Genomic DNA, 20082 nt, shown 5'->3' on the forward strand with positions numbered 1-20082 from the left:
GCCCAACCAAGCCCCCAACCAAACCCCCAAAACGCAAAAACGCCCCGCCACTTCATGTGGCGGAGCGTTGTTTGACTAGAGCTGTCGTCGCCCCTTCTAATGCGTAGCTGTAACGAGCTGGCGCTTAGCGGGTGGTGAACGGCAGGAGAGCCATCTCGCGGGCGTTCTTCACTGCGGTTGCTACCTGACGCTGCTGCTGCGGGGTCAGGCCGGTAACGCGGCGGGAACGGATCTTCTGGCGATCAGAGATGAACAGACGAAGGGTCTCGATGTCCTTGTAGTCCACCTTCTCGATGCCCTTAGCCTTGAGAGGGTTCTTCTTTGGGCGGCGGGACTGCTCGATCCGCGCCTTCTTGATGTTGTTGCGCTTCATTGGAACCTCCGATTACCAGCTGGACTTACGAACGCCAGGAAGCTCACCGCGGTGAGCCATCTCGCGCAGGCGGACACGGGAAACACCGAACTTCCGCAGGAAGCCGCGTGGGCGGCCATCGCGGGAGTCGCGGTTGCGGACGCGAACTGGGGATGCGTCGCGTGGCTGACGGTTCAGCTCAAACTGTGCGTCCAGACGGTCCTCATCAGAGGTGTTTGGGTTCTTGATGATTGCCTTGAGCTCGTTACGGCGCTCCGCGTAGCGGGCGACGATTTCCTTGCGCTGCTCGTTCTTGGCGATCTTAGACTTCTTAGCCATGAATTAACGCTCCTCGCGGAATTCGACGTGCTTGCGGACTACCGGATCGTACTTCTTCAAGGTGATGCGATCAGGGTTGTTGCGCTTGTTCTTACGGGTGACGTAGGTGTAACCGGTGCCAGCCGTAGACTTCAGCTTGATGATCGGACGAATGTCATTGCGTGCCATCTTTTAGATCTTCTCCCCACGTGCTCGGATCTTTGCAACCACGGACTCAATGCCATCGCGGTCAATGATCTTCAGGCCCTTGGTGGAAACGTTCAAGGTGATGGTACGGCCCTCAGAGGGCAGGTAGAACTTACGACGCTGCACGTTGGGGTTCCAACGGCGGGAGGTGCGTCGGTGCGAGTGTGAGACTTGCTTGCCGAAGCTCGGCTTGCGTCCCGTAACCTGGCAAATAGCCGACATAGGTTTCTTTCTCCTAGCCGCCCACTCCAAAACCTGCGGGCGCTTGCCTATCCGCGGCGCAAAATGCAAAACGCCTTTTCACAGGCGTACTACCGGGAGAAGCGAGCTGCCAAACACGAGCCGAAGGGGCGATAAACGTACATTGTGACAACAGCAAGGGAAAAGCTTACATGCTTGAGGTGAATTTTCCTAATCCCCGCCGCGTCCACAATCTTCGCCGTAGCCCGTGTGACTGCAGTGAAAAGGGAGGCGTTCCGACGCCGCCAGCGCCACCACCACTCAGGGCTCCTGCGCGGAAGCAAGGTCCCATTCAGTAGCGGGGCGCCGCATCGGTGCCGGGAACCGGGTCCTGTGGGTTGAGCGCCCGCGCGAGGTGGAGGGCCAACACGGTGCGGTCGCGCGCCTGAAGCTTTCGCAGCAAGGACGATACGTGATTTTTCACGGTGCCTTCCGCGAGGTGCAGCGTGCTTGCGATCTCTGCGTTGTTTGCCCCTTGGGCAACGAGTTCGGCAACGGTGCGTTCGGCGCGGGTGAGAATGGCCAGCTCTTGGGATTGCTGCGCCGCGGCTGGATTGGTGTACGCGAAGCGGGCTACGCGGGGGTCCAGCACCACACCACCTTGGGCTACCTGGGTGATCGCCTCGGCAAGTTGTTCCGGGGACACGTCTTTGAGGATGTAGCCCGCCGCCCCGGCTTTCATGAGGTTGTGGACTAGGGAGGCATCGTCAAACGTGGTGAGCACCAATACTGGGAGCTGTGGGTAGTGTTTGCCCAGATCATGCACCACGTCTAGGCCACTGAATTCGGGCATGGCGGCGTCGGTCACCACTACGTCGGGCTCCCATTTGCGCACCAGGGCGTTGGCGCGGCGGCCATCGGTGCTGGTGGCCACGATCTCAAAGCCTTCAAAGGTTTCCAGGAGGAGTTTGAGGCCGTCCAGGATGACGCGGTGGTCGTCAATCAGCAAAATCTTTGGCATAGCAGCATTCCTTTATTTCAGATTGGCTTCGAGCACAGCGCCCTGTTCATTAGCCGTGAGGTTCAATGTGCCGCCCTGAGCCTCAATCCTCTCCCGCAGAGTTTTCAGCCCAAAGCCTTCGGTAGTTACGGAGCTCTCAGAGGTAGCTATGCCATTGTCTTCGAGTCGGAAGTGAACCTGCCCATGCGCCTCGTGAATGCTCAGGTGGGCCTTGGTTGCTCCAGAGTGCCGCGCGGTGTTCGTGAGGGCTTCTTGGGTGATCCTGAGCAGGAGGAGCTCAATCTCGCGGGAGAGGGCGCCAATCTGAATGTTCGTGACCACCTCTAGGCCCGTTCCCTTGAACGTATCGCTCACCGCCTGCAACGCATCGGACAACGAGCCTTCCTGGAGGGCAATCGGATGGAGTGCTCGCACGGTGGAACGCATTTCCTGCAGTGCTTGGGTGCAGGTAGCACGCGCGATTTTGAGCTGAGCTTCCGCGCGCTCGGGGCTTGTGGGGAAGGTGCGCTGGGCGACGTCGATATGCAGCCCAATGCTGGTGAGGTGGTGCCCCAAGCCGTCGTGCAACGCCGCGGAGATGCGCGCGCGTTCGTCGGCAAGCGTGAGTTCGCGTGCCTGAGTGAGCTCCTGGCGCAACTGTGCGTTGGCTTCGCGGGCGCGGAGCACGAGACCGCCGAGGTGTAATCCTGCCAGCAGAAACAGGGTGATCGAGGCCATGTTGAGCAATTCTTGGACCCAGGTGAGGGATGTGCCAAGGATCATCGTTGCGGCGTAGCAGCCCACTAATACGCAGGAGGTGATGGCCACTTTGGAGAGGTCTTCCAGCATGAGCGCAATGACCGCGAGCCAGAAGGGGAAGAGGGCCAGTAAGTTGTCGCTGGTCACCCACAATGCGAGCGTGCACAGGGTGAACAGCAGCACGGAGAGTTTGCCTGGGGCGGTGCGCCACCAGATCCACGATGCACAGGCGAAGGCCAGCAAAAGGTATGTTGCTTCGCGGCCTCCTTGCTGGCTGTAGATGGCGCTCGCGGCCAAGGCTGCCGCCGTGGTGAACCCGTAATCCAGAAATGCCGATTCCATTGAGGCGAAACCCCTGGCTGCCCTCGAGCTCTTGGCTGCCTGGGGGAACTTTGACGCGTCTGTGGGACTCTGCACACTCATAGCTTCAAGCCTAAAAGGGTGTGCACCCGCAGACCCATGACTTGGGTCATGATTTCTGGGGCAAAGTGGTGACCGTGGCGCGATGTCTACGCGCCGCAGCGTTCTTAGCGTGGAAACCATGAACACATTGCAAACTCAAGCTACGCCCACAAAGGCCGCCCACCGTATCCAAGCGCTGGACGTTGCCCGTGGTGTTGCGATCCTCGGTACCTTTGCCGCCAACGTGTGGCTGTTTGCCCGTCCTTTCAATGGCATTGACCTCGGCGGCCTGGTCAGTGGCCCAGCTCTGTGGGAGCAGCTCGGCCAGCAGAACGTGGGTGAGAAGATTGAGTCGTTGATGGGTGTAATTACCGACGGCAAGTTCCTCGGCCTCCTCACCTTGATGTTTGGCATCGGCCTGGAAATTCAGTACCAATCCGCCTTGCGCCGCGGAAGGCCCTGGCCACGCAGCTACCGCCCCCGCGCCTGGATCCTCATGCTGGAAGGCACACTGAACTACATCTTCGTGTTTGCCTTTGACGTCCTTATGGGATACGCCCTCACCGCGCTCGCTGTCGCGCCGTTGCTCGCCTCCAAGCATGTGAAGCGGTGGATGTGGGCAGGCCTTGTGGTCCACCTGAGCTTCCTTTCCTTCCTGGTGTGGAGCTCCCTTTCCGCTGCCGAAGCGCAAGCGGGACTGGCAACCGAAGCATCGCCGTATCCCACCAGCTACTTTGCGCAAATCCAGGAGCGAATTATCAACTTTGGCATGTGGCGTTTTGAGGTGCCGATCATGTTCCTCATGGGCCTCGGCATGTTCATTGTTGGTTCCCGCCTCTACCGTGCCGGCCTGTTTGAGCCTCACGGGGCGAAGCTGCGCACGCAGATGATGGCGCTGGGCCTCGGCGCAGGTATTCCACTCGATCTCTTCCTGCGCTTGTTCTGCCCCTCGGCGTTCTCCGCGCTCTCCCGCTACGGGAGCTCCTCGCTGGTGGCGCTGGGTATCCTCTCTCTGATTGCGGCTTGGTATTGCCGACGCGCCCAGGGCTCCACGGGGCAGGGCATCTCTGGCGGCAACGAGAGTAGGGAAGTGGGCCTCATTGGTGCCCACGTTGCGAACGTGGGCAAGATGGCGTTGAGCTGCTACGTTGGCCAAAACATCTTTGGTCTAGTGGTATTCAATTGGTTCGGAGTTGGGCGGTTGATTGAGGGTGAATACTTCACATATTGGGTCTTGGGCTTCTTTGTGCTGGGCTGCGCGCTGATGATCGGTTGCAGCACCCTGTGGCTGCGCCGCTTTCCACGCGGGCCGATGGAGACGGTGTCCCACGCGCTTATGGCTAAAGCTGCGCGCACCCAAATGAGGCGCGCGGAGAAGAAAGCGGCCGTGCAAATTGGGTGATAGTGAGGGGTTTTAGGGATTTCCCAAATGGTGGAAAACCCTGTAAGATTGGCAAAGTTGTCTGTGGCCTGGAGGGCGTGAGCGTGCAGAAAACCCTGCTCACCTGCGCACAATAGAGCTGCTAGGCAGATGTAAGAAGATCATTTCGCACCCAACTCGGGCACGATCCCAGACGCCAACACTGCTCGCTTAAGTGAGTTTTCTGGCAAAAGCGCTGGGAACCGACCCGAAGTCTCAATCCTGAGGGAAACGAATACATATGAAGAAGGACATCCACCCGGATTACCACCCGGTTGTGTTCCGCGATGCAGGTACTGGCTACCAGTTCCTGACTCGCTCCACCGCCACTTCTGACCGCACCGTTGAGTGGGAAGATGGCAACGAGTACCCATTGATCGTGGTTGACGTGACCAGCGAATCTCACCCATTCTGGACCGGCGCACAGCGTGTCATGGACACCGCCGGCCGCGTGGAGAAGTTCGAGCGCCGCTTCGGCGCCATGGCCCGCCGCAAGAAGAAGAACTAAGGAGGGAACAACTCATGGCAGTTCCAAAGCGCCGCATGTCTCGCGCAAACACCCACTCTCGCCGTTCCCAGTGGAAGGCTGACAACGTAGCACTCCAAGAGGTGAAGATCGACGGCCAGACCGTACGCATCCCACGCCGTCTGGTGAAGGCTGCTCAGCTTGGCCTGGTTGAGGTTGAGCAATTCTAAGCTGAGTTCCATTTTCAGCAGAACGGGCCGGTAAGGGACGGAAAACGCGTACCCTTGCCGGTTTTTTCTATCCACGGCCCCCTGTGTCCACTTTCTGGCAAAATTACAGTAACTTTGCAGTAGTGATGCAGTCAGTTGGTGACCGTATTTTTCAAGGAAAGTAGGCAAACAGCCAATGAAAATTGTTGTCGTAGATGATGACCAAGCTGTCCGGGACTCCCTACGCCGATCCCTGGCATTCAATGGCTTCGATGTGACTACCGCAGAGGACGGCGTGGTTGCCCTTGAAGTCATTGAGCGGGAACAACCAGGCCTCGTGATCCTTGACGGCATGATGCCAAACATGGATGGCCTTGAAGTTTGCCGTTCCCTGAGGTCAAACGGTGACGAGCGCCCAATCCTCATGCTCACCGCCCGAGACGGTGTAGCAGACCGTGTTGCGGGCCTCGATGCAGGCGCCGACGACTACCTCCTCAAGCCATTCGCCCTGGAAGAGCTCCTCGCGCGCGTGCGCTCACTCCTGCGCCGTGCGGCGGCTGACGCCGTCGGCACCGGAGATTCCAGCAAGTACAGCTTTGCTGACTTGAAGCTGGACTCCGAAACCCGTGAGGTTTCCCGCGGCGGCCGTGTAATTAGCCTCACCCGCACGGAGTTCGCGTTGATGCAACTGTTGATGGCAAACCCAAAGCGTGTGCTTTCCCGGACCACCATTTTGGAGGAGGTGTGGGGGTATGACTTCCCAACCTCTGGCAACGCGCTTGAGGTGTATATTGGTTACCTACGGAAGAAAACTGAAGCCAATGGTGAGCCTCGCCTCATCCACACCGTTCGCGGTGTTGGCTATGTGTTGAAGGAACATAACCAGTAGGGAGTTAAGTCGCGTTGATGTTGCGGAAGTCCTCGCGGCGCCCGGCCCACGGCAAAGACCGTAAAGGCGGCATGGGTTCCTTTGTGGATCACGCATCATCGCGCTCCCTGAAATGGCGCATCGCCATGCTCACCGCCTCATTGGTAGCAATCGCGGTGGGCCTCATGACGATCGTGGCGTACTGGTCCGTAAACAGTACGCTGCGCAACTCAATGGATCTCGACCTCAACGCTAAAGCAGAGGCCACCCTTTCACGCCTAGAAAATGCGAGCGTTGCGCCCGAAGCCGTCCAAGAGGAACTCCAAGAGTTCCGCCGGTTCAACCCCAATTACAAAATCGCCGTGACCAACCAACAGTGGCCGTATGCGATAGGGGATACCATCGCCGTGGCGGAAAACGCCACCGTAAATGAGCAGGGCTACACCGCAGATTCCTTAGAGGGCATGCGGGTGCTCACCAAAGAAGATCCAAACACAGGCACCACGGTAATTGTGGCGCGGCAAAGCTCCTCCATCAAAAGCATCACCAATAACCTCGGTTTTGTGCTGCTGGGAGTGAGTGTTGCCGGTATCCTTTTGGCCGTTGTTGCCGGCATCTTTGTGGCCAATACTGGTTTGCGCCCGGTGATTCACCTGCGAAATGCAGTGCGCCGAGTCACGGAGACGGACAAGCTTACCCCCATCCCCGTGGAGGGACAGGACGAAATCGCGCAGCTCACCTGCAGTTTCAATGAGATGTTGGCGGCACTGGATTCTTCTCGGGCGCGGCAAGCAGAGCTGGTGGCTGACGCCGGCCATGAGCTGAAAACCCCGCTCACCTCCATGCGCACCAACATTGAGCTGCTCATGATGATGTATAAGTCTGACAGCCCGCACCTTTCCATCGCAGACCGCGAGGCACTTGAGGCGGACGTGATCGCGCAAATGGAAGAGCTTTCCACGTTGATCGGTGACCTGGTGGATCTGGCCCGCGAACAGTCCCTGGATAAAACTGAAACACTTGAGGCTGAGGTGAACTTGGAAGAGGTGGTGGAACACGCCCTAGAACGTGTGCAGCGCCGCCGAACGGACGTGACCTTCCAAATCTCGGTGATCCCCTGGTGCGTGGTGGGTGACTACGCCTCCCTCAACCGCGCCTTCGTGAACGTGCTGGATAACGCCGCAAAATGGTCCCCGCAGGAAGGTACCGTGCGCCTGGAGATGGAGCAAACCGGGCGCAACACCATAACCATTTCTGTTTCCGACTCCGGCCCAGGCGTGCCCGAGGCAGACCGCGAGCGCATCTTTGAACGCTTCTACCGCTCGGTGGAAGCCCGCGCAATGCCCGGTTCCGGGCTGGGGTTGGCGATCGTTCGCCAAGTCATGGTCCGCCACGGCGGCAGCATCGTTGCCAAAGAGTCCAACGACGGCGGCACCAAGATGGTGATGACCTTGCCCGGATTCTCCGACGCCCCCAGCGCCGAACACACCCAGGAATCCTAGGGGGAACAGATCTCACGTATCACCGACCGCTGACCAGGCTAGGGCCGCGGCTTGAGATCGGGGATGTCAGCGGCATTCACACCGTTTCACACTGTTTCACACAGAGATTCACAGACAAATAGCAGAAGTTCTGGATTAAACCGCCAGTTGGATGGAGCACACTAACCGCCATGAACAGCGAAAACAATAACTCTCTCACCCCTTCCACCCCTTCCAACCCTTTCAACCCGCACACTGAGCAGATCCCAGCGCAGCCTGAGGACCCGCAACATGCATCCACGGCGGACTTCCAGCAGGTGCGCAACCCATACACTCACCCTTCCACCCCTTCCAACCCTTCCAACCTTTCCGCCCCTGAATCCCAGTCTGCTGCGGCGGCGGGGGCGTCGGAACAGCAATGGGAAGGCGCAGTGCCGGTTCCGGGTCCGGTTGCGGGCGTGAGTGAGGGTGAGGGTTCGCAGCAGGAGCATTCCACGGTGACGCTGCTGGGACCCAGCGAGGAGTTGAATGCTGCGCAGCAAGCGGCGGCGCCGAAGAAGAGCCGCACTGTGCCGCTGACCGGAGCGATTGCGCTTGCGTTGGTGGCGGCAATCGGTTCGGGCACGCTCACCGGGGTGTACGCCAGCCGGAACCAGGAGGTGACCTCCACCTCTGCGGTGTTGGAGCAACTGCGCACGCCGGTGTCCAATGAGGGGGCAACCGTAGCAGCGGCTGGGTCAGTGGAGCAGGTGGCCGCAGCTGTGTTGCCTTCCGTGGTGAGCATTCAGGTGTCCACCCGCACGGGCGTGAGTGAGGGTTCCGGTTCCATCATCTCCGGCGACGGCTACGTGCTCACCAATAATCACGTTGTGTCCGGTGCCGCTGATGGAGCTGCTCAAGTGGTGGTCACGCTCAACGACGGCCGGGATCTGCTCGCTGATTTTGTAGCGGGAGATGGCAACACGGACGTTGCGGTGATCAAGATCCGCGATGTTGCAGATCTCCCGGTGATGAGTTTTGGCGATTCCAGCAGCCTGCAGGTGGGGCAGGAAGTGGTGGCAATTGGTTCGCCGCTCGGGCTTTCCGCAACGGTGACCTCCGGTATCGTGTCCGCGATGAACCGCCCCGTGCGCGCCGGTGGCTCCAATACCGGTGAGTCCACGCTCATTGACGCGATCCAAACCGATGCCGCAATCAACCCCGGCAACTCTGGCGGCCCGCTGGTGGACATGAACGGCAACCTTGTGGGAATGAACTCGGTGATTGCCTCGTTGAGCTCCGGTTCGGATTCCTCCGGTTCCATTGGACTCGGTTTTGCAATCCCGGCGAACTTTGCCCGTCGCGTGGCAGACCAACTGATTGCAACTGGGCAGGTGACCCACCCAATGCTCGGTGTGCAGCTCAACCCGAACTCCAACGTGCGTGGCGCGATGATCAGTGAGGTCACCCCCGGAGGTCCGAGCGAGGCCGCCGGCCTGCAAGCCGGTGACGTGGTGACCAGGATCAATGACCGCAGCATTGACTCCACGGATGCGCTGATCGCCGCTGTGCGCAGCAGTGAATTTGGTCAAGCGGTCACGCTCGTTGTGGAGGATGCAAATGGAGCAAACTCCCGCGAGGTCCAGGTCACGCTCACCGGAGAATAGGGCCGTATGAGAAATGGTGCCCAATAAGGCGCTATAAAATTCACCTCGGCAGGATTTCCCCCTAAGAACTAGCCCGCGGTACAGGCCCACGGCTTAGACTGCAAGAAGCTGCGCCTGTACCGGCGGGCACCAACCAAGCACCAACCCCCAACGCATAGAACAGGTACCGCGTAATGAGCCACCCTTTCATCGGCGCACTTGAAGATTCCATCGAGCCAGACGAGGCATTCTTCCTCGCCTCAGAAGCCGAGGGTGCAGCTCCACCGCCGCGCCGTGCGCTGGTGGTGTTGATTAGTGACCACACCATTGGCTCCGGCGAAGATACGGACCGGCTGTGCACTGAGCTGCTCACCGAAGGCGGGTTTGTGGTGGATGGGGTGCTGGCGGTGCATAAGTCGCGCTCGAAGATCCGCCAGGCAATTGAAACGGCTGTGGTGGGCGGCGTGGACCTGGTGCTCACCGTGGGCGGCACCGGTGTGGGCCCGCGCGACAAAACCCCAGAGGCCACCCGGGATGTGTTGGATCAAGACGTCCCCGGCGTTGCCCAAGCGATCCGCGCATCCGGCCTGGCCTGCGGTGCCGTGGACGCCGGCACTTCCCGCGGCATCTCCGGAATTTCAGGTTCCACCGTGATCATCAACCTTGCGGATTCCCGCGCTGCGATCCGCGACGGCATGGCCACCCTCACCCCGCTGGTTCACCACCTTATTGACCAACTGCGCAGGGCCGAGGTCCAGGCGTGAGGCTACAGGCGTGAGCAAACCGCGCAGGAGGGTCAAGCGGCTTTCCGACGTCCCCTATGACCGCTCTTGGGATACAGACCCCACCTGGCAGGCCGCAACTGAAGCCACAGCCGCGCCTGAAGTAGAGGTGGAGGGCTCAGAAGAAAGCAATGACCTGGAGTTTTACCAGGCGCAGCGCCCGCCCCACTATGGGGAATAACAATAATCGCCGTACCCCGAAAGGTACGGCGATTATGCGTTTCCAGCGCAATGATGCGCGAAGGATTACTGCAGCTTGTTCTGCTTGAGAAGGTCGCGGATCTCGGTGAGCAGCTCTGCCTCGATGGAAGCAGGAGCCTCTGGCTCCTCCTGAACACCCTTGCGGGCAGCCTGCATCTCGTTGAGCTTGTTCATTGGGGCAACCAGGATGAAGTACACAACTGCAGCAACAATGAGGAAGTTGATTGCAGCGGTGATCACAGCACCGAAGTCCACAAAGGTGGCTGGGTTGCTGGAGATGATGTGGAAGCCCAGGCCGGAAACGTCGGCACCGCCGATGGAGGCGATCATCGGGTTGATGATGTAATCGGAGAAAGCGGTCACGATTGCGGTGAACGCGGAGCCGATCACAACGGCTACGGCAAGCTCAACAACGTTGCCGCGGAGGATGAAGTCTTTGAAACCCTTCAGCATTGAATAACCTTTTCTTTAAAAAGCGGGGGTTGGTTCGGGTGATCACCTTATAGGACTGTGGTGCTGTTGTGCACGGGCGCCACTGATCACCACAGCCAAGGGCCGCTCCAAGGCTGCCGAGGCCACCGTGTGTGCAGCATGGGTTTCAAGTGCAATAAGCGCCAACCCCTGTTGCTCGCTGGAGGCATAAAGTACCACTCCACCTGCGGCAATAACCTCAGAATTGTGGCTAATTACATCTACTGTATCGCCGTGTTGCAACATGCTGGCAAGCTGTGGATCTGCCAATTTGAGTGGGACGATATTGGTTTCAGGGGCAAATGTGGTGTTGCCCACGTTTCTGGTGGTAAGGCTGGGGTCCATGACATCTTGCGGGGCCGCGAACATCCCCGATTGACGGTGAGTCACCGAAATCAATCCCGCTACCTGCTCTGTGGAAGTAGCCGCTGATTCCGGCGCCCAAGCGGAAGGCACGGAGATCACGGCCACGGCTTCCTCCGGGATTACCTGCCCAGGGGAGATCTCCTGGGTGTATTGCACCACCGGGGAACGGGGTTCGTGGCTGCCCAGCAGCGCGCTGAGCAAGGCGGCGATCACCAAGATGGCGGCCAGCCCGCGGCGAAGATACAGACTGCGGCGATACCCAGGGTGGAGGAGGGAAGAGAGTTGGTCAAGGCGCATATGTGTTTAGACTGCGCCCGTGCCCCCAACGGTTCCATCGGGGGTGAGTACAAAATCTGCTGCGGCGTCGTGCGGCTGCGCGGGGATGTCTTCACGCACCTCCTCTGGGTAGAGCAGCACTACGGTTGGGGTGCTTACACCTTCGAGTGCTCGGTCGTAGAAACCGGCTCCGCGGCCGATGCGGGTGCCGTCGGGACGCGCACCCATTGCGGGCACTACGATGAGGTCGAGCTCATGCAGCACGCTGCTGTCTCGCTGCGCTTCGGGAGCCGGGATGCCAAAGCGGCCTGGCTTGAGGCTCTGCGGGCCGGCGTAGGTGCCCCAATGTAGCAGGGAGTGGTCTTGAATGACCGGCAGCCATACGGTGGCGAGTTTACCCAGCGTGGGGAGCAGGAGCTCGCCGCCAGGTTCGCCGTCTTCGGGGACGTAAGCCGCGATCTGTGTGGCGCCTTGCCGCGCCAGGAGTGCTGTGAGGTGGGTGCAGATGGCGGCGTCGGCACGCTCTCTTTCCTGCTTGCCGAGTGCCTGCCTGCTGCTTCGTAGAATCTGACGCATCGCTGCTTTGGAGTGCATGGCTCACAATGCTAGTGAAGATTTGTGCGCCTAAAAACCAGTGGCGCTGCAATTTTCCAGCACTGCGCGGCGGTAGGGTGGGGAGTATGACTGACTTTCTTCGCGCGGTGAAAACGGTGATTGTTCCCGCGGCGGGCCTGGGCACCAGGTTCCTTCCCGCCACAAAAACCGTGCCCAAGGAGTTGCTCCCCGTGGTGGATACCCCAGGCATTGAGCTGATTGCCCAGGAGGCGGCTGCTCTTGGTGCAACCCGTCTGGCAATCATCACTGCGCCGAACAAACAGGAAGTGTTGGAACACTTCAAGCCCTGCCCTGAGCTGGAGGAAACCCTTGCCAGCCGAGGGAAAGAGGAGCAGTTGCGCAAGGTTCGCCGGGCGGGGTCGCTGATTTCCCCCGTTGCTGTGGAGCAGGAAAAGCCCCTCGGTTTGGGGCACGCGGTGGGCCTCGCGGAGGCCGTGCTGGATGAGGATGAAGACGTTGTAGCAGTAATGCTTCCCGACGACCTGGTGCTGCCCACCGGAGTCCTAGAAAAGATGCTGGAAGTGCGCAATGAGCTGGGCGGATCCGTGCTCTGCGCCTTTGACGTGCCGGAGGATGAGACGTACAACTACGGCGTGTTTGACATTGAAGAAGCGGATTACCAAGGCCCGCACCATGTGAAGAAGGTGCGCGGGATGGTGGAAAAGCCCAGCGTGGAGGACGCTCCATCAACGTTCGTGGCCACCGGGCGCTACCTGCTGGACCGCGCCATCTTTGATGCGCTGCGCCGGATCACTCCGGGTGCCGGTGGGGAACTGCAGCTCACTGACGCGATCTCCCTGCTCATCGAGCAAGGTCACCCCGTGCACATCGTGGTTCATGAGGGCAAGCGCCATGACCTGGGCAATCCCGGCGGATACATTCCGGCGGTGGTGGACTTTGGCCTGGCGGACCCCGTGTACGGGCCACATCTGAAAAAGGTTCTGCGCGCGATTCTGGAAGAGCACGGCGCGTAAAGGCGCCGGAAGCCATTTGCGGTGAGGGTGGTGACGCCGGAAGAAGAGCGGCTGTTTCCACATCACCCCTGCTAGGCTCCACAGGAGATCCCAACACCAAGATTGGAGGCTTCAGGTGCGCTCGGTTGAGCAACAACTCGCACTGGTCACTCAGGCGGCGATTGCCCCTGAGCCAGTTCGCATTGCTATCGCAGAAGCACTCGGCCTGATGTGCGCTGAGGAAGTGCAGGCCACACGCCCCCTGCCTGGTTTTGACCAGGCGGTGATTGATGGCTACGCCGTGCGCGCTGTAGATATTGGTGGGGAACGTGGGCTCGGTCAGCCACATGATGAGCCGATCGCACAGATGGAGGCCTCCCTGCCGGTGGTCGGCGAGGTTTCCGCGGGTTCTCAGCGCCCCCTGCGCTTGCAGCCGAAGCAGGCGGTGCGGGTGCATACTGGCGCACCGATTCCCACATTGGCCGATGCGGTGGTTCCACTCGAATGGACTGACCGCGGCCGCAAACGCATGACCGTGACTCGCCCCGTGCGCAGCGGTGAGTTTGTGCGCCGACAGGGTGACGACATTCGCCCCGGCGACGTCGCCGTCAGCAGCGGCGCAATCCTCGGCCCCGCGCACATTGGTCTACTCGCGGCTGTCGGGCGTTCCAAAGTGCTGGTGTACCCGCGCCCGCGTATGTCCGTGATCTCGGTGGGGCATGAGCTGGTAGACATCGACCGCGATCCTGGCCTCGGGCAAATCTTGGACGTCAATTCTTATGCGCTCGCCGCAGCCGGCAGGGATGCGGGTGCCGACGTGCACCGGGTGGGCATCGCAGCAGGGGAGCCGCGCAGGTTGCGCGAGATTGTGGAATCTCAGTTGCTGCGCAGCGAGATCATTGTGATTTCCGGTGCCGTGGGTGGCTCGGGGTCGGAGGAAATCCGCAGGGTGCTGGCAGACCTGGGGCAGATCGACACCACCCGTGTGGCCATGCACCCCGGCTCTGTGCAGGGCTTCGGCCTGCTGGGTGAGCAGCAGATCCCGGTGTTCTTGCTGCCCAGCAACCCTGTTTCTGCGCTCGTGATCTTTGAGGTGTTCATCCGCCCGATGGTGCGGATGTGCCTGGGCAAGCGCAGCCCGCACCGCCGCACGGTGCGCGCGCGTGCGCTCAACCGGGTGGATTCGCGTGTGGATCGACGCGGGTTTGTGCGCGCTCGGTTGATGCGTGACGCCCAAACCCAGGACTACCTGGTGGAGGCACTCGGTGGGGCCAATGGCGCCCCTGCACACCTGCTGGCTGGGCTTTCAGAGGCAAACGCCATGATTCGCATTCCAGAGTCCGCCGCTGAGGTTCGCCCAGGTGACATCGTGGACGTGATGTTCCTTTCTCAGCAGCAGTAGCTGGTGGTTCGGTGTTTCTGGCGAGGCTGTTTGAGCGCTCCATGCCGGCGGTTGGCGCCCCGCACCCCCGGACTCCCGGCTTCGGCGAGTACACGGAAACGGTGGAAGTGTCCGGGCATAAGGTGCGGCTGCGCCCCCTGGAGGCCAGGGATGGCGCGGCGTGGCGCATGTTGCGGATCGCAGACCAGCAATACCTGCAACCCGTGGAGCCTACCGTGGAGGGGACGTGGACTCAGGCGCACAGCAGTAGTGCGTGGCGTGCGCACTACATTCAACTGCGCGAGCTGGGCCACGCAGGGGCGGCAGTGGCTTGCGTCATTGAGGTGGATGGCCAGTTTGCGGGGCAAGTGACCATTGGCAACATCACCCGTGGGGTGGCCAATGAGGCCTGGATTGGCTACTGGGTGGCCTCGCGCTACACCGGCCGCGGCATTGGGACCATCGCCTGCGCCCTGGGCACTCGCCATGCTTTTCAGCGCGTGGGTGTGCACAGACTGACTGCAACGCACTTGCCGGAAAACATCGCCTCGGAAAAAATCCTCGAACACAATGGGTTCCGCAGGGAAGGATTCCTGCTGCGCAACTTACATATTGATGGTCAGTGGCGGGACCACTATCTCCTGGCCCAAACGGTGGAAGAGTACCAAGATTGGCTGCGTACTCGGCGCGCCTGAACTCTCCCGGCTTACCCCGGCAATAGGGTAGTGGGGATAGAAGTGGCGCTGGCCTATGCCAGCGCAAAACGCTGTGATTTGAAGGTGTAGAAGGGCAGTGAGCTGGTGTCTGGAACTCTAGCGATCGTACTGATCATCCTGGTGTGGCTGTTCGTGCTGGCGCCTTGGCTGCTGCGTGGGCAAAAGCCAATCCGCAAAGCTGGAGAGGCCTTTGATGAGACCCGCGTGGTTTACACGGGTGGTTCCGAAGAGCTTCCAATGAAGCGCCGCCCCAACCTCAAGGCCGGTGACGTGCACCTTTCCGCCTCTGAACTCGAGGCTCACGAAGATGCAGAAGCCGCAAATGCCCCTGGGGATGCTGAGGTGTCTGAGGATGAGGTGTTGGTGGAAGACACCGTGGTACTGCCCAAGGTTGCAGATGAAGAGCACGAGCGCACGGATGCGGAAACCTCACCGCGAGTGTGGGTGGATGAGGACGGCACCTACGAGTTCAACGACGCCTACACCGCCGCCGCTGATTTCCTTCACCCAGCCGCGAAGGACCCGCAGGACCTTAGTGAATCCGCAGCTCACCAGGACGATGACGCGGCAGATTCCGCGGAGCTTACCGAAGAGGACATTGAGTTCGCCGAGTCCCGCCGTGGGCGCGGCGGCTATGATCCGATCGCTGACGACGCCCACAGCGCCGATCGTTTCCAGCGCCGGCGGAGGACTCTCGGTGGCTTCGCGGCACTGATTGTGCTCACCGTGATCGCCGCTGTGATCTTGGGCGGCTGGGCCTGGGCGGGCGTCGGCACTGCTGTGCTGCTGGGTGCGGTGTACCTGCTGGCTCTGCGAAGCCAGGTGCGTGCGGAAGAAGAGCTGCGTAAGCGTCGGGTGCGTCAGTTGCGCCGTGCCCGCCTTGGTGTGCGAAGCGCGAACGATGACTTGTTGGGCATTCCGCAGCGCCTGCGACACCCTGGTGCCGTGGTGCTGGAAATTGATGATGAGAGCCCCGATTTTGTGGATCTGGACGAGCTCACCATGGATTCGGTATTGCCGCCCGTGGGACCTGCTTCCTCTACCGAAGAGGGGCCGCGCGGTGCTGCAGCGGGGACGGACGCCGACGTGTCCCATCTGCGCGTAAGCTAAGGTGCGGCTAACGCCCCATCGCTGGCACCGGAATTGGAACCGGAATCGGATTCGGATTCGGATTTGGGTTAGGGAGCGTGCTGAGTTTCGTGCAGGACCCCTGGATCCGGTAGGTGCGGGAGGGTGCGGAAAGGTACGGGAAGGAGAAAGCCAATGGACAGGCAGGTAGTGCGTGATGCCGCGTTGCTGATATTGCGTGCAACGCTTGGTGTAGTGTTCATTGCTCATGGCTTTGACCGTTTTTTCCTCTCTGGGCTCACGGAAACAACGGGCCAGTTCAGTGCATGGGGAGTGCCGCAGCCGAAGTTCAGTGCTTTCCTTGTGGCCACCGCAGAGATGATCGGTGGGGCGCTGCTCACCCTGGGGTTGCTCACCACATTTTTTGCCGGCGCGCTGGCGCTGCTTGTGCTCGCCGCAATTTATTTTGTGCACCTGCCGGAGGGCGTTTCCGGGCTTGAGCTGCCTGTTGTGATGATCGCGGCGCTGATCACGGTGTTGGTGTTTGGCGCCGGGCGTGCGAGCCTCGATGAGGTACTCAGCCGTGCTGAGTTGTAGCGAGGTACAAAAAGCACTTTCCGCGCGTCTTGACGGGGAGGAGCACGGCTTAAACGTGAGTGACGATGCGATCGACGCTCACCTTGCCACCTGCGCAGATTGCCAAGAGTTTTACAATCGGGCGGCGCTGCTGAACCGGAACCTCCACTTCCAGGCCCCACCGGCAGACTTCCCACGAGATTCCGCCCCGGATTTGTCCAAGATCATCATCGAGGGCGTGGAACCGCAATGGCGCAGGCAAGCGGCAACCCGCGCGCTGGGGATGGCGCTTGCTCGCGTGGCAACGGTGGTGCTCGGCGTCGCGTGGATTGCGTGGGCGGTAGGGTACCTGCAGCAGTCCTTGGCCATCGACGCCTCCCTTGACCCCGCCGGATATCAACTGGTCACCGAGGCCGCCATCGTGCGTTTTGCCCTGGGCTTTGTGTGCTTCTTTGCGGCCTGGCAGCCGCGCGTGGTTTCGGGTGTGGTGGTGTTGTTGAGTGCGCTATGGATGTTCCATTTTGGCTTCAATCTGCGCAACTTCCTGCTCGGTGAGCTGCCCGAGCCCATGTTGTGGCAAGCCGCCCTGCTGGGCCTGACCGTGGTGGTGCTGGGAGCAACCTGGCTGGCCACCAACGGTTGGGTGGTGCTCCAGGAGGCGCTGCGGGCACTCGGATTCGGGGTTAGAGTTGGCGAGTCCAAATGGCGATAGTCTGCAGTGGTGATAGCCTGCGGGGGCGATAGCCTGCGGGCCTAGCAGGTTAGCGCCAGGCCGGCAGCCACATGAGCATGTTGTAGAAGCTGTCCGGGATCTGCAACCCGTAGAGAATGGGGCTATACAGCACAAAACTTGCAATGACCATGCCCAGGTACACAGGCACCGCAATGCGCAGCGCAGGGTGAGCGCTTTGGCGCATGGTGCCAAGCATGCAGGCGATCATCACCAGCACAAACGGGATGAGTGCGGTGGCATAGAAGAAGTACATTTGGCGGTCGTAGCTTGCCACCCATGGGATGAACCCTGCGGCAAAGCCCACTAACGGAATGACATACATCCGCCATTGGTTCTTCTTCGCCGCAGCCCACAGCGCCCACAGCACCACCGGAACGATGAGCCACCATATGATTGGCGTGCCAAAGAGGTAGAGCATCTTCCTGCAGGTCTGCTCCCCACAAGCGATGTCCGTGGTGGAGAGGTAGAGGATGGGTTTGAGGCCTACTAGCCACTCCCAAGGTTTGGAGTCAAAGGGGTGGTCATGCCCGCTCGAGGTGGTCAGCGACGCATGAAAGTTCAGCACCGAAGAGTGGTAGTACACCCACCCCGCGAGCGCATCCGGCAACGCCTGCATCCAGGAATCAGCGGGGATGGTGCCGTTAGAGGCGGCATGGCGGTACACCGAGGTTTCTTGTGCAAACCAGGCCCGCCACGTCCACGCATACACCGCGATTGGCAGCAGCACCAGCGCAGCGAAAGCCCGCACCGAATCGAGGAACCACTGCCGCAGAGAGGGAGCCAGCCGCGCGTGCAGCAACACTGCGAGCACCCCGAAGAATGCCATGTAGTAGAGCCCAGACCACTTCACTGCCAACGCCAAACCAAGGAAGACACCGCAGGCGATCCGCCACCAGCGCCACGCAAACTTGGGCTGGGCGGTAGCTTCCGTCCCAGTCAGATCCCCCTCAGAATCCCCACTTTGCTCGTGTTGTCCGTGTGTTCCGGCTGCAGCCTGCAGGCTCGCCGGTGCGCGCGACTCGGTCAGTTGCCAGTCTCGAATCAGCGCCCAGCAGGCCAGCACGATGAACAGCACCTGGATGATGTCCAACATGCCGAAACGCGAGGTCACCAACAGTACGCCGTCAAAGGTGGCAAGCAGCCCCGCGAACAACGCCACCCAACCGGAGCCAGAAAGCCTGCGCGCGATAGCCATAATCACCAAGACCACGCCCACCCCACACAGCGCGGTGACCACGCGCCAACCCATTGGCGAATAGCCAAAGAGCATCTCGCCCCAAGCAATCATTTGCTTTGCCAGCGGTGGGTGCACCACCAGGCCATACCCCGGATTGGATTCAATGCCGCCAATCGCCAGGTTCTGCCAACTGCGCACGATATCCCACGCCTGCGGCACATAGTGCTTCTCATCAAACACCGGCGTCCCACCTGCCTGGGCGGCATTGAGCCCAATAAAACGCGTAAACAGCGCCAGCAACGCCACCGCGGCGGTGGTCACGGTGTCAAAGCGGCTCCACTGGTATTGCATGCGAGTCAGGCGCAGCGTGGAGGGATTTGGGGCAATTTCCGACGCCAACGCGGCATCCTCCCGCACCTGCGCAGGCCCCGTTGAGGGTTGCGTGGGGGTTGGGTGTGGGGTGGATGCCTGCGAGTTGGAGTTCACGGGTGCCGATTCTACTGTGAAGCGGACCGCCCGCATAAGCCTCTGCGATGTTCACTGCGATGTTCACTGCGATGTTGCGGGAGTACCGTTGTGGCACACTGAGGTGCATGACTTCCTCCCACTCCCTGCCCAAGGGCATCATTTTGGCTGCAACTCCGCTCGGCAATATCGGCGATGCCACTGATCGCCTCAAAGAGGGGTTGGCCTACGCGGATGTGATTGCGGCGGAGGATACGCGCAGGGTGCGCAGCTTGGCACAGGCGTTGGGGATTGAAATTCGCGGCAAAGTGGTGTCCAACTTTGACCACAACGAACAGTCCCGCGCAGCGCAGTTGGTGGAGTTGGCCCACAATCAGACGGTGTTGGTGGTCACCGACGCCGGGATGCCGATCGTGAGCGACCCCGGCTTTCCCCTTGTTGAGGCCGCACACGCCGCTGGGGTCCCGTTGACGTGCTTCCCAGGGGCGTCGGCAGTGCCCACCGCTTTGGCACTTTCTGGACTGAAAGTGGGGAAGTTCGCCTTTGATGGTTTTGCTCCGCGTAAGCCGGGTGCACGGCGCGCGTGGTTGGAGTCTTTGCGGCAGGAACAGCGTGCTGTGGTGTTCTTTGAGTCGCCGCATCGGTTGGCGGAAACGCTGGCCACCGCTGTGGAGGTACTGGGTCCGCAGCGTCTGGTGGCGGTGTGTCGTGAGCTCACCAAGACGTATGAAGAGGTGCGTCGTGGGACTCTGGATGAGATGGCTGCGTGGGCCGTGGACCATGCTCGTGGGGAAATTACCGTGGTGCTTGACGGGGCAGGAGAATTAGAAGTTGATCTGGATTCCCTGTTGGATCAGGTGGAAAAACTTCAGGCGGAGGGGATGCGTTTGAAGGACGCTTGTAAACAGGCTGCACAGGGCACGCAGTACTCCGGCCGCGAGCTGTACCAGGCTGCCTTGGACCGCGAACAGGCCTGAGAGACGCCGCGTTCGCGTTCTGGCCCTGAACGTTATGA

25 protein-coding genes are annotated in these 20082 nt (G+C 60.6%); 15 read left to right on the forward strand and 10 right to left on the reverse strand.

Annotated elements, in window-relative coordinates:
* Nucleotides 1-124: 124 nt before the first annotated feature.
* The 6 genes from rpsR to NQ050_RS05760 all read right to left on the reverse strand — a co-directional run bounded on the left by rpsR (nt 125) and on the right by NQ050_RS05760 (nt 3239).
* Nucleotides 125-373, reverse strand: coding sequence for a 30S ribosomal protein S18 (rpsR, locus tag NQ050_RS05735; protein WP_257038339.1), 249 nt, complete (start codon nt 371-373; stop codon nt 125-127).
* A gap of 12 nt (nt 374-385) precedes the next feature.
* A complete protein-coding gene (gene rpsN / locus NQ050_RS05740; protein ID WP_257038340.1) occupies nt 386-691 on the reverse strand; it encodes a 30S ribosomal protein S14 in 306 nt (101 codons plus the stop codon).
* Nucleotides 692-694: 3 nt separating this feature from the next.
* A complete protein-coding gene (gene rpmG, locus NQ050_RS05745; protein ID WP_006063179.1) occupies nt 695-859 on the reverse strand; it encodes a 50S ribosomal protein L33 in 165 nt (54 codons plus the stop codon).
* Nucleotides 860-862: 3 nt separating this feature from the next.
* Nucleotides 863-1099, reverse strand: a complete 237-nt coding sequence (gene rpmB, locus NQ050_RS05750) for a 50S ribosomal protein L28 (RefSeq protein ID WP_257038341.1) — start codon at nt 1097-1099, stop codon at nt 863-865.
* A gap of 310 nt (nt 1100-1409) precedes the next feature.
* The gene (locus tag NQ050_RS05755; protein ID WP_257038342.1) at nt 1410-2078 is read right to left on the reverse strand and encodes a response regulator transcription factor; all 669 of its coding nucleotides are present in this window, start codon (nt 2076-2078) and stop codon (nt 1410-1412) included.
* 12 nt (nt 2079-2090) lie between these two features.
* Complete coding sequence (locus NQ050_RS05760) at nt 2091-3239, reverse strand: sensor histidine kinase (RefSeq protein WP_257038343.1); 1149 nt, start codon at nt 3237-3239, stop codon at nt 2091-2093.
* 118 nt (nt 3240-3357) lie between these two features.
* Here NQ050_RS05760 and NQ050_RS05765 point away from each other — a divergent pair, with 118 nt between their 5' ends.
* The 8 genes from NQ050_RS05765 (at nt 3358) to NQ050_RS05800 (ending at nt 10250) form a co-directional block, all read left to right on the forward strand.
* Entirely contained in the window at nt 3358-4620 is a 1263-nt protein-coding gene (locus NQ050_RS05765) for a DUF418 domain-containing protein (RefSeq protein ID WP_257038344.1), read from the forward strand.
* Nucleotides 4621-4879: 259 nt separating this feature from the next.
* On the forward strand, nt 4880-5146 hold the full coding sequence (locus tag NQ050_RS05770; RefSeq protein WP_257038345.1) for a type B 50S ribosomal protein L31: 267 nt from the start codon (nt 4880-4882) through the stop codon (nt 5144-5146).
* Between the two features lie 14 nt (nt 5147-5160).
* Nucleotides 5161-5334 carry a 50S ribosomal protein L32 gene (gene rpmF, locus NQ050_RS05775; RefSeq protein ID WP_013241515.1) on the forward strand — a complete coding sequence of 58 codons (174 nt, stop codon included), beginning with the start codon at nt 5161-5163 and terminating at the stop codon, nt 5332-5334.
* A gap of 175 nt (nt 5335-5509) precedes the next feature.
* Nucleotides 5510-6202, forward strand: coding sequence for a response regulator transcription factor (locus tag NQ050_RS05780; protein WP_257038346.1), 693 nt, complete (start codon nt 5510-5512; stop codon nt 6200-6202).
* Between the two features lie 17 nt (nt 6203-6219).
* Nucleotides 6220-7683 carry a HAMP domain-containing sensor histidine kinase gene (locus NQ050_RS05785; RefSeq protein ID WP_257038347.1) on the forward strand — a complete coding sequence of 488 codons (1464 nt, stop codon included), beginning with the start codon at nt 6220-6222 and terminating at the stop codon, nt 7681-7683.
* Nucleotides 7684-7853: 170 nt separating this feature from the next.
* Nucleotides 7854-9308, forward strand: coding sequence for a S1C family serine protease (locus tag NQ050_RS05790; protein ID WP_257038348.1), 1455 nt, complete (start codon nt 7854-7856; stop codon nt 9306-9308).
* Nucleotides 9309-9481: 173 nt separating this feature from the next.
* Complete coding sequence (locus NQ050_RS05795; protein WP_257038349.1) at nt 9482-10051, forward strand: molybdenum cofactor biosynthesis protein B; 570 nt, start codon at nt 9482-9484, stop codon at nt 10049-10051.
* A 10-nt stretch (nt 10052-10061) separates the two neighbouring features.
* Nucleotides 10062-10250, forward strand: coding sequence for a hypothetical protein (locus NQ050_RS05800; RefSeq protein ID WP_257038350.1), 189 nt, complete (start codon nt 10062-10064; stop codon nt 10248-10250).
* 65 nt (nt 10251-10315) lie between these two features.
* Here the strand turns inward: NQ050_RS05800 and mscL are convergent, their stop codons facing one another.
* From mscL to NQ050_RS05815, 3 genes are read right to left on the reverse strand one after another with little or no spacing between them, the layout of a single operon-like run.
* Nucleotides 10316-10723: a large conductance mechanosensitive channel protein MscL gene (gene mscL / locus NQ050_RS05805; RefSeq protein ID WP_257038351.1), complete on the reverse strand. Its 408-nt coding sequence runs from the start codon at nt 10721-10723 to the stop codon at nt 10316-10318.
* Between the two features lie 42 nt (nt 10724-10765).
* Nucleotides 10766-11404 (reverse strand): hypothetical protein, encoded by a 639-nt coding sequence (locus NQ050_RS05810; RefSeq protein WP_257038352.1) that lies wholly within the window; start codon nt 11402-11404, stop codon nt 10766-10768.
* 6 nt (nt 11405-11410) lie between these two features.
* Nucleotides 11411-11977, reverse strand: coding sequence for a 5-formyltetrahydrofolate cyclo-ligase (locus NQ050_RS05815; protein ID WP_257038353.1), 567 nt, complete (start codon nt 11975-11977; stop codon nt 11411-11413).
* An 86-nt stretch (nt 11978-12063) separates the two neighbouring features.
* On the opposite strand from NQ050_RS05815, the gene NQ050_RS05820 reads away from it, so the two are divergent.
* The 6 genes from NQ050_RS05820 to NQ050_RS05845 all read left to right on the forward strand — a co-directional run bounded on the left by NQ050_RS05820 (nt 12064) and on the right by NQ050_RS05845 (nt 17404).
* Nucleotides 12064-12972 carry a UTP--glucose-1-phosphate uridylyltransferase gene (locus tag NQ050_RS05820; RefSeq protein WP_257038354.1) on the forward strand — a complete coding sequence of 303 codons (909 nt, stop codon included), beginning with the start codon at nt 12064-12066 and terminating at the stop codon, nt 12970-12972.
* 115 nt (nt 12973-13087) lie between these two features.
* Nucleotides 13088-14353 carry a gephyrin-like molybdotransferase Glp gene (glp, locus tag NQ050_RS05825; protein ID WP_257038355.1) on the forward strand — a complete coding sequence of 422 codons (1266 nt, stop codon included), beginning with the start codon at nt 13088-13090 and terminating at the stop codon, nt 14351-14353.
* A gap of 41 nt (nt 14354-14394) precedes the next feature.
* Nucleotides 14395-15027 (forward strand): GNAT family N-acetyltransferase, encoded by a 633-nt coding sequence (locus NQ050_RS05830; protein WP_373456421.1) that lies wholly within the window; start codon nt 14395-14397, stop codon nt 15025-15027.
* Between the two features lie 105 nt (nt 15028-15132).
* Nucleotides 15133-16158, forward strand: coding sequence for a gephyrin-like molybdotransferase receptor GlpR (gene glpR, locus NQ050_RS05835; protein ID WP_257038357.1), 1026 nt, complete (start codon nt 15133-15135; stop codon nt 16156-16158).
* A 153-nt stretch (nt 16159-16311) separates the two neighbouring features.
* Entirely contained in the window at nt 16312-16713 is a 402-nt protein-coding gene (locus tag NQ050_RS05840; RefSeq protein ID WP_257038358.1) for a DoxX family protein, read from the forward strand.
* A 55-nt stretch (nt 16714-16768) separates the two neighbouring features.
* A complete protein-coding gene (locus tag NQ050_RS05845; RefSeq protein ID WP_368734687.1) occupies nt 16769-17404 on the forward strand; it encodes a hypothetical protein in 636 nt (211 codons plus the stop codon).
* Between the two features lie 49 nt (nt 17405-17453).
* Here NQ050_RS05845 and NQ050_RS05850 read toward each other — a convergent pair whose 3' ends face one another.
* On the reverse strand, nt 17454-18953 hold the full coding sequence (locus tag NQ050_RS05850) for a dolichyl-phosphate-mannose--protein mannosyltransferase (RefSeq protein WP_257038425.1): 1500 nt from the start codon (nt 18951-18953) through the stop codon (nt 17454-17456).
* A 242-nt stretch (nt 18954-19195) separates the two neighbouring features.
* On the opposite strand from NQ050_RS05850, the gene rsmI reads away from it, so the two are divergent.
* Nucleotides 19196-20044 carry a 16S rRNA (cytidine(1402)-2'-O)-methyltransferase gene (rsmI, locus tag NQ050_RS05855; protein WP_257038360.1) on the forward strand — a complete coding sequence of 283 codons (849 nt, stop codon included), beginning with the start codon at nt 19196-19198 and terminating at the stop codon, nt 20042-20044.
* The last annotated feature ends 38 nt before the right edge of the window (nt 20045-20082 follow it).

Source organism: Corynebacterium sp. 122RC1, from assembly GCF_024580955.1.
Classification (GTDB): Bacteria; Actinomycetota; Actinomycetes; order Mycobacteriales; family Mycobacteriaceae; genus Corynebacterium; species Corynebacterium kozikiae.